Annotated in this window: 8 protein-coding genes and 1 pseudogene; 7 read left to right on the top strand and 2 right to left on the bottom strand. The window is 74.5% G+C overall.

What is annotated here, in order from left to right:
- Together ABZ641_RS18975 and ABZ641_RS18980 are read right to left on the bottom strand one after the other, a co-directional pair.
- Positions 1-248 (bottom strand): annotated as a pseudogene (locus ABZ641_RS18975) (hypothetical protein); the annotation flags it as partial.
- Complete coding sequence (locus ABZ641_RS18980; RefSeq protein ID WP_359983188.1) at positions 245-1,192, bottom strand: pseudouridine-5'-phosphate glycosidase; 948 nt, start codon at positions 1,190-1,192, stop codon at positions 245-247. The gene ABZ641_RS18980 and the pseudogene ABZ641_RS18975, both read right to left, overlap by 4 nt.
- 112 nt (positions 1,193-1,304) lie before the next feature.
- Here ABZ641_RS18980 and ABZ641_RS18985 point away from each other — a divergent pair, with 112 nt between their 5' ends.
- The 7 genes from ABZ641_RS18985 to ABZ641_RS19015 all read left to right on the top strand — a co-directional run bounded on the left by ABZ641_RS18985 (position 1,305) and on the right by ABZ641_RS19015 (position 8,446).
- Positions 1,305-1,946: an alpha-ketoglutarate-dependent dioxygenase AlkB gene (locus ABZ641_RS18985; protein ID WP_359983190.1), complete on the top strand. Its 642-nt coding sequence runs from the start codon at positions 1,305-1,307 to the stop codon at positions 1,944-1,946.
- Between the two features lie 58 nt (positions 1,947-2,004).
- Positions 2,005-2,424, top strand: coding sequence for a gamma-glutamylcyclotransferase family protein (locus ABZ641_RS18990; RefSeq protein WP_344626663.1), 420 nt, complete (start codon positions 2,005-2,007; stop codon positions 2,422-2,424).
- A 423-nt stretch (positions 2,425-2,847) separates the two neighbouring features.
- Positions 2,848-3,816, top strand: coding sequence for a polysaccharide deacetylase family protein (locus tag ABZ641_RS18995; RefSeq protein WP_359983192.1), 969 nt, complete (start codon positions 2,848-2,850; stop codon positions 3,814-3,816).
- Positions 3,817-3,878: 62 nt separating this feature from the next.
- Complete coding sequence (locus ABZ641_RS19000; RefSeq protein WP_344626665.1) at positions 3,879-5,039, top strand: GNAT family N-acetyltransferase; 1,161 nt, start codon at positions 3,879-3,881, stop codon at positions 5,037-5,039.
- Between the two features lie 199 nt (positions 5,040-5,238).
- Positions 5,239-6,021, top strand: coding sequence for a helix-turn-helix transcriptional regulator (locus ABZ641_RS19005; RefSeq protein WP_344626666.1), 783 nt, complete (start codon positions 5,239-5,241; stop codon positions 6,019-6,021).
- Positions 6,022-6,273: 252 nt separating this feature from the next.
- Positions 6,274-7,149, top strand: a complete 876-nt coding sequence (locus ABZ641_RS19010; protein WP_344626686.1) for a 3-hydroxybutyryl-CoA dehydrogenase — start codon at positions 6,274-6,276, stop codon at positions 7,147-7,149.
- A gap of 85 nt (positions 7,150-7,234) precedes the next feature.
- Positions 7,235-8,446: an aminotransferase class I/II-fold pyridoxal phosphate-dependent enzyme gene (locus ABZ641_RS19015; RefSeq protein ID WP_344626667.1), complete on the top strand. Its 1,212-nt coding sequence runs from the start codon at positions 7,235-7,237 to the stop codon at positions 8,444-8,446.
- The last annotated feature ends 91 nt before the right edge of the window (positions 8,447-8,537 follow it).

Below are 8,537 nucleotides of genomic sequence, written 5' to 3' on the forward strand. Positions count from 1 at the left end.
CGACGGTGAAGACCTCCTTGACGGTGGCCGGTCCCGCGGTCATCACGACGACCCGATCGGCGAGGCCGGGCGAGCAGCCGCACCCGCGCTCCGCCGGCGGCGGCCCAGGCGGCCGCGTTCGCCCCGGCGCCGCCCGGCCGGACGGCGATCCGGGCGGCGGTGTCGGTGTGCGGGGCGAGCGGGCCCTCGTGCAGGGCGACCACGTCGGTGACGACCTCGCCGACGACGAGCAGCGCGCCCGCGGTCATCCCCGCCGCCCCGCCTGCTCGGCGGCCCGGGCGACGGCGATGCCGGCGGCCAGCCGGACGTTGCCGCGCACCGCCGCGAGGTTGGCCTCCAGCGAGGCGCCGCCGGTGTGCTCGGTGAGGTGGGCGAGCAGGAACGGGGTGATGGCCTGTCCGGTGACCCCGGCGGCCCGGGCGGCGGCCAGGGCCTCGCCGAGCACCCGGTCGTGCAGCTCCGGGTCGAGCTGCTCGGCTGCCGGGACGGGGTTGGCGACCACCAGGGCGGACTCCGCGCCGCCGAGCTCGTCCTGGGCCCGCATCACCTCGGCCACCTGGGCCGGGTCGTCGAGCGTCCAGTCCAGCGGCAGGCCGGAGCCGGTGAGGTAGAAGCCGGGGAACTCGGCGGTGCGGTAGCCGAGGACGGCGACGCCGAGGGTCTCCAGCCGCTCCAGGGTGGCCGGTACGTCGAGGATCGACTTCACGCCGGCGCAGACCACGGTGATCCGGGTGCGGGCGAGCAGACCGAGGTCGGCGGACTCGTCCTGGCTGGTGGTCCAGTCGCGGTGGACGCCGCCGAGGCCACCGGTGGCGAACACCCGGATGCCGGCCCGGGCTGCGAGGAAGGCCGTGCCGGAGACGGTGGTCGCGCCGCTGGCGCCGGTGGCGACGGCGGGGGCGAGCTCGCGGAAGCCCAGCTTGCGCAGCGACCCGTCGGTGGCGATCCGTTCCAGCGCGTCCTTGTCGAGGCCGATGTGCGGGACGCCGTCGAGGACGGCGATCGTCGCGGGGACGGCGCCGCCGGCCCGGACGAGGTCCTCGAGTTCGACGGCGACCGCGAGGTTGCGGGGGCGCGGCAGGCCGTGGGCGATGATCGTCGACTCCAGGGCGACCACGGGGGTGCCGGCGGCGAGGGCGGTGGCCACCTCGTCGGAGAGTCGCAGCGGGGCGGAGGGCGAGGGTCGGTCCATCCCCGTTTCCTGGCGTCGGTACGCCGGGTTCAAACCTCGTTCGCGCGGTGGACCGGTCGACATACCTCCTAATTATTCGCACAAATGTTCCCATGCGGCGTAGGCTGGCCGCATGCTCCACCTCCAGGGTTCGCTGTTCGACGACGTCGAGGAGATCGGCACCGGCCCGTTGGACGGCGCCCGCCGGACCGCACTGGGCGACGGCGCCTGGATCGACGAACAGCCGGGCTGGCTGCGCGGCGCCGGCGCACTTTTCGAACGGCTCGCCGCCGAGGTCCCCTGGCAGGCCGAACGCCGGGCCATGTACGAGCGGGTGGTCGACGTCCCCCGACTGCTCGCCTTCTACGGCGAGGACGACTTCGCCGCCGGGCCGGACGCCCTGCCGCACCCGGTGCTGGCCGCCGCCCGCACCGCGCTCGGCACCCACTACGCCGACGAGCTCGGCGAGCCCTTCGCCACCGCCGGCCTGTGCTACTACCGCGACGGCCGGGACAGCGTCGCCTGGCACGGCGACCGGCTCGGCCGCGGCGACCGCCAGGACACCATGATCGCCATCGTCTCGGTCGGCGAGCCGCGCCCGCTGCTGCTGCGCCCGCGCGGCGGCGGCCCGGCCGTCCGGCGGCTGCTCGGCCACGGCGACCTGCTCGTCATGGGCGGCAGCTGCCAGCGCACCTGGGAGCACGCCGTTCCCAAGACCACCCGCCCGGTCGGGCCGCGGATCAGCATCCAGTACCGGCCGCACGGGGTCCGCTGACACCGGGCCCACCCCGACGGGTACGGTGCTGCGACCCCCGACTCCCCAGGAGGGCCGTGTGCCGCCCCAGCTGCCGTTCTTCGTCTACGGGACGCTCCGTCCCGGCCACCGCAACCACCAGCGCCACCTGGCCGGGCGCTGCACCGAGGTGCGCGGCGCCGTCCTCGACGGCGCCGCCCTGCACCGCGGCCCGGGCTACCCGTACGTGGTGCCCTGCCCGGGGCAGCGGGTCCGCGGCGAGCTGGTGAGCGTGCCGCCGGCGCTGTACCCACGGGTGCTCGCCGACCTGGACCGGCTGGAGGACTGCACGCCCGACGGCCTCGGCGAGTACGTACGCGAGCGCCTCGCCGTCCGGCTCGCCGACGGCACCGAGACCGACGCCTGGGTCTACCTCGCCGGCCCCCGGGTCACCGCCGCGCTGCTCTCCGCCCCCGCCCCCGTCGCCTCCGGCGACTGGACCGACGCATACCGGGACTAGAGCGCGAGCAGATGCCGGTAGGTGCCCCCACGCGCCCCTGAACGACCCCCCGAACGCGCTCCCGCCCCCGGACATGACGATCCCCGGCGTTCGGTGCGTCGTTCGCGTGCGTGGACCGTCATCTCCTGCACGTGTCGCTCATCGACCCGCCGGGGGTCTCGCCAGAGCCTGGATCAGGGTCACTCGGACGGCCGTCGGACGTCTCCGTCGGCGGTGCGGCTCTGTCCGGTATTCCGGTGTATTCACCAGTTTCCTCCGTATTCACCCCAGGTCAAGGGCGTCCAGTGAACTCCCAGGAATCCCCCGGCCGAAAGGTCAAGGGGTGGTAAAGTCCGATTCCGTTGACGCCGCATCAGCTGCGCCCGGACGACCGCGGGCCAGGCTGCCCGCAACGGTGCGGAGCGGCGGCCGAAGGGGGGCGGCGTGCCGGACGAACACGCCGTCGGGGGCGGCGCCGACAGGACGGCCCCGGCGGACATCCGCAGGAACCGGATCGACACCGTGCTGCGCCACTCGCCGCTGCAGCCCGCCTTCCGCGCCTTCGCCGCCGGCCGCCTCGCCGTCCTCGCCTACCACGACATCGACGACCCGCCGGCCTTCGCCGCCCAGATGGCCCGGCTCGCCCGCAGCGCGCGTCCCGTCTCCCTCGCCCGCGTCGAGGAGTCGCTGCGCGAGCGGCGGCCGCTGCCGCCCCGCAGCGTCCTGGTCACCTTCGACGACGGCGACCGCTCGCTGCTCACCCACGGCCTGCCCGTCCTCGCCCGGCACGGCATCCCCGCGGCCGCGTACGTGATCGCCGGGCACATCGGCGGCGACCGGCCGTTCTGGTGGTCCGAGGCGGCCCACCTGGTCGCGCACGGCGGCACCGCGGACGCCCTGCCGCCCGGCACCGCGCCCGAGGCCGCCGTCCGCCTGCTGAAGCAGTTGCCCGACCGTGAACGCCGCGACCGGCTGGACGCCCTGCGGGGCACCGCCTCCGCACCCGCGCCCCGGCAGCCCCAGCTCACCCCCGCCGACCTGCGCACCCTGCGCCGCGCCGGGGTGGCGATCGGCAACCACACCCTCGACCACCCCTGTCTGGACCGCTGCTCCGCCGAGGACTCCGCCGCGCAGGTCGACCGGGCGCACGCCCTGCTCACCGACTGGCTCGGCGAACCGCCGACCTCCTTCGCCTACCCCAACGGCAACCTCGACCCGCACGCCGAGCGCGCCCTGACCGCCCTCGGCTACCGGTCGGGCTTCCTCTTCGACCACCGGCACGACCGCCGGCTGCCCCGCCGGCCGCTGCGGATCAGCCGGCTCCGGGTGAACGCCTGCACGACCCTGCACCGGTTCGACACCATCCTCTCGGGCCTGCACCCGGCGGTGCACCGCCTGCGCGGCGGCCGCTGACGGCGGCGGCGCACCGGAGGAGTACCAGGCCCGGGGGCACCGGGCCGGAGGGGGAGATCCGCATGACCGCAGCGACACCGGCCGGCCGGCCCGAGATCCACCGCGCGCCGGCGGACCTCGACGGCGAACCCGCCGACGGCTGGCGGCGCCTGGTCGCCGCCGACCCGCACGGATCGTGGTTCGCCACGCCCGAGTGGGTGCTCTCCTGGTGGGAGACGCTCGGGGCGGACGGCCCGGCGGCGGACCGGGCCGAGGTCGCCGTCTGGCGCGGCCCCGAGGGCGGCGTCGAGGCCGTCCTCCCGCTGCTGCGCACCCGGCTCCGCCTCCACCCGCGGCTGCCGTTCACCGCCCGCTGCCTCACCCTGCTCGGCTCCGGCCCGGGCGCGGCCGACCACTGCGGGCCGGCGGTGGCCGCACACCGCCGGGAGGACGTCCGCGACTGGCTCGCCACGCACGCCCGGCGCACCACCCTCTGGCTGCCCGACCTCGACCCGCAGGCCGCCGCCGCGCTGCCCGCCGCGGCCCGCCCGGTGGCCCGCTCGGCCTGCCCGCGCGCCGACCTGACGGGCGGCCACGACGCGCTCGGTTCACGGCAGTTCCGTTCCACCGTGCGCCGCTACCGGCGCAAGCTGGAGGCCGCCGGGGTCGCCTTCCGCTGGGTGCCGCCGCAGGAGGCCCGGCCCGAACACCTGGACGCCGTCCTCGACCTGCACCGGCTGCGCCGCGCCGCCCTCGGCCGTCCGACCACCTTCGACGCTCGGCGCCGCCCGCTCCACCTGCGGCTGCTGGAACGCTCGGCCGCCACCACCGCGCCCGGCGGCGACGGCCCCGCCTTCTGCCTCGCCGAGCACGACGGCCGCACCGTCGGCGCGCTGTACGGCTTCCGCTGGAACGGCTCCTTCGCCTACTACCAGATCGGCTGGGACGTGGGCTGGGCACCGCTGCGGCTGGGCACCGTGCTGATCTCCGAGGCCGTCCGCGCCTGCGCCGAGCAGGGCCTGCACACCTTCGACTTCCTGCGCGGCACCGAGCCCTACAAGTACCGGTTCGGCGCGGTGGACCGCCAGGACACCACCCTGCTGCTGCCGCACGGGCCCACCGGCGCCCTGCTCGCCCTCAAGCACCGCCTCAAGGACCGCGGCGGGCGGCCCGCGGGGCCGGCGGGAAACGCGGAATCGGTGCCGCGTTCGCGGGCAGCCGGGAGCCCGGATCGACCGGGGTAGAATCCGGGAAAGGCGTGACGTGCACATCCGTCCCGGGGGGATTTTCGGGATCCACGACGGCCGCTCCCGGGGCCGGGAGTCGGCCGGGTCTCCGGCGTTCTCGAATTCAACCGTCCGAATGTGGCGCAAGCCACAGCTGCGGGCGCGGGCGAAGGGCCGGTGCGCCGGAACATCGGACCGAGACCGGAGAAATACCCAGATGCCGCCCGAGGAATCCGCCGCCCGCCGTGCCGAGGCCCTGCCCGGACTGAACGTGCTGCTGCGCAGCTGGCGCAGCAGGGCCGGCACCAGACTCGGGCTCGGCAAACCCCTGCCGCAGGTCGACGTGGCGGGGCGGGTCGGCATGAGCGAGCGCTGGTACCGGGACCTGGAGCGCGGCACCCTGCCGCGCCTGGACCCCCGGGTGCTGGCCGGCCTGGCGGACGTGCTCGTCCTGGACGCCGACGAGCGCGCCACGCTCTACCTGTACGCCCTCGGCGGCACCCCGTACGTCGCCCCGCCCGTCCCGGGCCGGGCTCCCGACCTGCACGCCCTGCAGGAGCTGCTGGACCGTCAGATGCCCAGGCCGGCCTACCTGACCGACAGCTCGTGGAACGTCATCGGCCACAACCGGGCGATGGCCGAGTGGTTCCCCTGGGTCCTCGCCCCGGACGCCAACCTGATCCGCTGGGGGCTGACGTCCGACGAAGCGCGCGAGCAGATGCTCGACTGGCCGCAGCACGCCCGGATGTACCTGGCCATGGTCCGCTTCGCGATGGCGCAGCACCCGGACGACCCCGGGCTGGCCGCCCTGCTCACGGACGTCCTGCGGGACCCGACGTGCCGCCGGTTCTGGCAGGAGCGGACGTGCGTGGTCGCCAACCGGGACGGCCACCTCTTCCGGCTGCGGCTGCCGCACGTGTCCCCCGATGTGATCGATGCGGTGACCCAGGTCCTGATTCCGGCGGGGCACCAGGGCCTGCGTTTCGTCGTCGTCAACTGAATACAGGGAGATCCGGGCAGGATTCAACGGGCGGCGACCGGCAAATATTTTCCGGTTCGCCGCCCTGTGTGCTTTTGTCCGGATCGGCGAATCGGCAAATAATTGCCGGTTGACAGTGCGAGCAACGCGTTGGAAGTCTTTTCGACCGCCGGGTCGGACACGATCCGACCCGGCGAGTTCCATTCGAAGAACCCGGAGAACGTGGTGCACGCATTCAGCTCGGCCAGGCGGAAGAATTCGACGGCGGAGGGCATTGGGCAGGACGACGGCGTCCACCGCGTCGAGCGGGTCGGCGTGGTCGGCTCGGGCGCGATGGGCTCCGGCATCGCCGAGGTGTGCGCCGTCGCCGGGGTGGACGTCAGGGTGGCGGTCTCCCGCGAGTCCTCGCTGCGCTCCGCACCGGCGCGGATCGCCGCCGCGCTGGACCGGCGGGTCGCCAAGGAGAAGCTGACCGCCGAGGAGCGGGACGCGGCGATGTCCCGGATCTCCTTCACCACGGACCTCGGCGACCTCGCCGACCGGCAGCTGGTGGTCGAGGCGGTTCCGGAGGACGAGGCGCTCAAGGCCGAGCTGTTCGCCACCCTCGACAAGGTGGTGGAGGACGACGCCGTGCTCGCCTCCACCACCTCGGCGATCACCATCACCCGGCTGGCCCGGGCCACCACCCGCCCGCAGCGCGTCATCGGTGTCCACTTCTTCAACCCCGTCGCGGCGATGCCGCTGGTCGAGGTGGTGCCCACGCTGCTCACCGACGACGCGGTCCGGCGGCGGGTCGAGGCCTTCCTGACCGACCGGTTGGGCAAGGTGTCGATCCCGTCCGGCGACCGCAGCGGGTTCGTGGTGAACGCCCTGCTCGTGCCGTACCTGGTCGCGGCCGTCCGGATGGTCGAGTCCGGATTCGCCTCCGCCGAGGACGTCGACCAGGGCATGCAGCTGGGCTGCGGCCACCCGATGGGTCCGCTCCGCCTGTGCGACATGGTCGGCCTCGACGTGGTCGCGGCCGCCGCCGACGCCCTCTACCGCGAGTTCCGCGAGCCGTTGTACGCCCCGTCCCCGCTGCTGTCGCGCATGGTCGAGTCCGGCCTGCTCGGGCGCAAGGCGGGCCGGGGCTTCTACGAGTACGCCTGAGCCCGCCGCCGGAGGCCGCCGGGCCTCGTACCGGGCCTGCCCCGGCCGCCCCTTCCCCCCTGTCACCTCCCCACGGAGCACCGCCATGCACGCGTTCATGAACATCAAGAAGTCGGCGAGGATCAGCCACGACTTCTGGGAGACCACCACCGAGGCCGGCATGTTCGACATCGTCGCCGCCGGTCTGGGCGACGGCCGGCACCGGTCGCTCGCCGACGGCCACGAGTTCGTCAACATGTCCTCGTACTCCTACCTGGGCCTCGACACCCACCCGAAGCTCGTCCGCGCCGCGGCCGACGCGGTACTCGCCGAGGGCTCGCTCAACACCTCGACCTCCCGGATGCGCATCCGCTTCGCCGCCCTCAGGGACGCCGAGGACGCGCTGTCCGAGCTGTTCGACGTGGAGGCCGTCACGGTGGCCTCCTGCGCGGCCGCCGCCTGGGCCGCCCTGCCGCTGCTCGCCTCCGGGCTGCTCACCGGCGGGACGCCGCCGCTGATGGTGTTCGACAAGAACGCCCACTTCTGCCTCAACGCGATGAAGGCGAACGTCGCCGACGAGACGCAGGTCGTCACCGTCGCCCACGACGACCTGGACGCGCTGGAGGACCTCTGCCGCAAGCACCCCCAGGTCGCCTACGTCGCCGACGGCGTCTACAGCACGGGCGGCAGGGCGCCGGTCGCGGACCTGCTGCGGCTGCAGGAGAAGTACGGCCTGTTCCTGTTCTTCGACGAGGCCCACGGCATCTCCACGGTCGGGGCCAACGGCCGCGGCGTCGTGCTGGAGACGATGGGCGCGATCAACGACCGGACGCTGATCATCACCTCGCTGAACAAGGGCTTCGGCGCCTCCGGCGGCGCGATCTTCCTGGGCCCCCGGGGCTCGCGGGAGCGCCGCGACGTCGCGCTGCGCAACGGCGGGCCGCTGATGTGGTCGCAGCGGATCAACACGGCCGGTCTGGGCGCCGTGATGGCCTCGGCCGAGCTGCACCGCTCCGACGAACTCGGCCTGCTGCAGAAGCGGTTGCAGCAGAACGTCGACCTGTTCGACAGCCTGCTGCCGACGGCGCGGGCCGGTGACGGGCTGCCCATCCGGTTCGTCGACATCGGCTCCGAGGACGCCACCGTGGCCCTCGGCCGGGCCCTCCTGGAGCAGGGCTACTACGCCTCGCCGATCTTCTTCCCGGTGATCGCCCGCGGCAAGGCCGGCCTGCGGCTGATGCTGCGCGCCAACATGGGCACGGCGGAGATCGAGGACTTCTGCCACCGGCTCCGGCAGCTGCGGGCGAGCCATGTCTGACGGGTCGCCGCGGGCGGTGCTCCGGGCGCAGCCGCCCGCGGCGGCGGCGCCCCGGCCGGAGCGGCGCACCCTGCTGGTGGCGTGCGTGCTG

The organism is Kitasatospora sp. NPDC007106 (genome assembly GCF_040634455.1).
Lineage (GTDB): Bacteria > Actinomycetota > Actinomycetes > Streptomycetales > Streptomycetaceae > Kitasatospora > Kitasatospora arboriphila.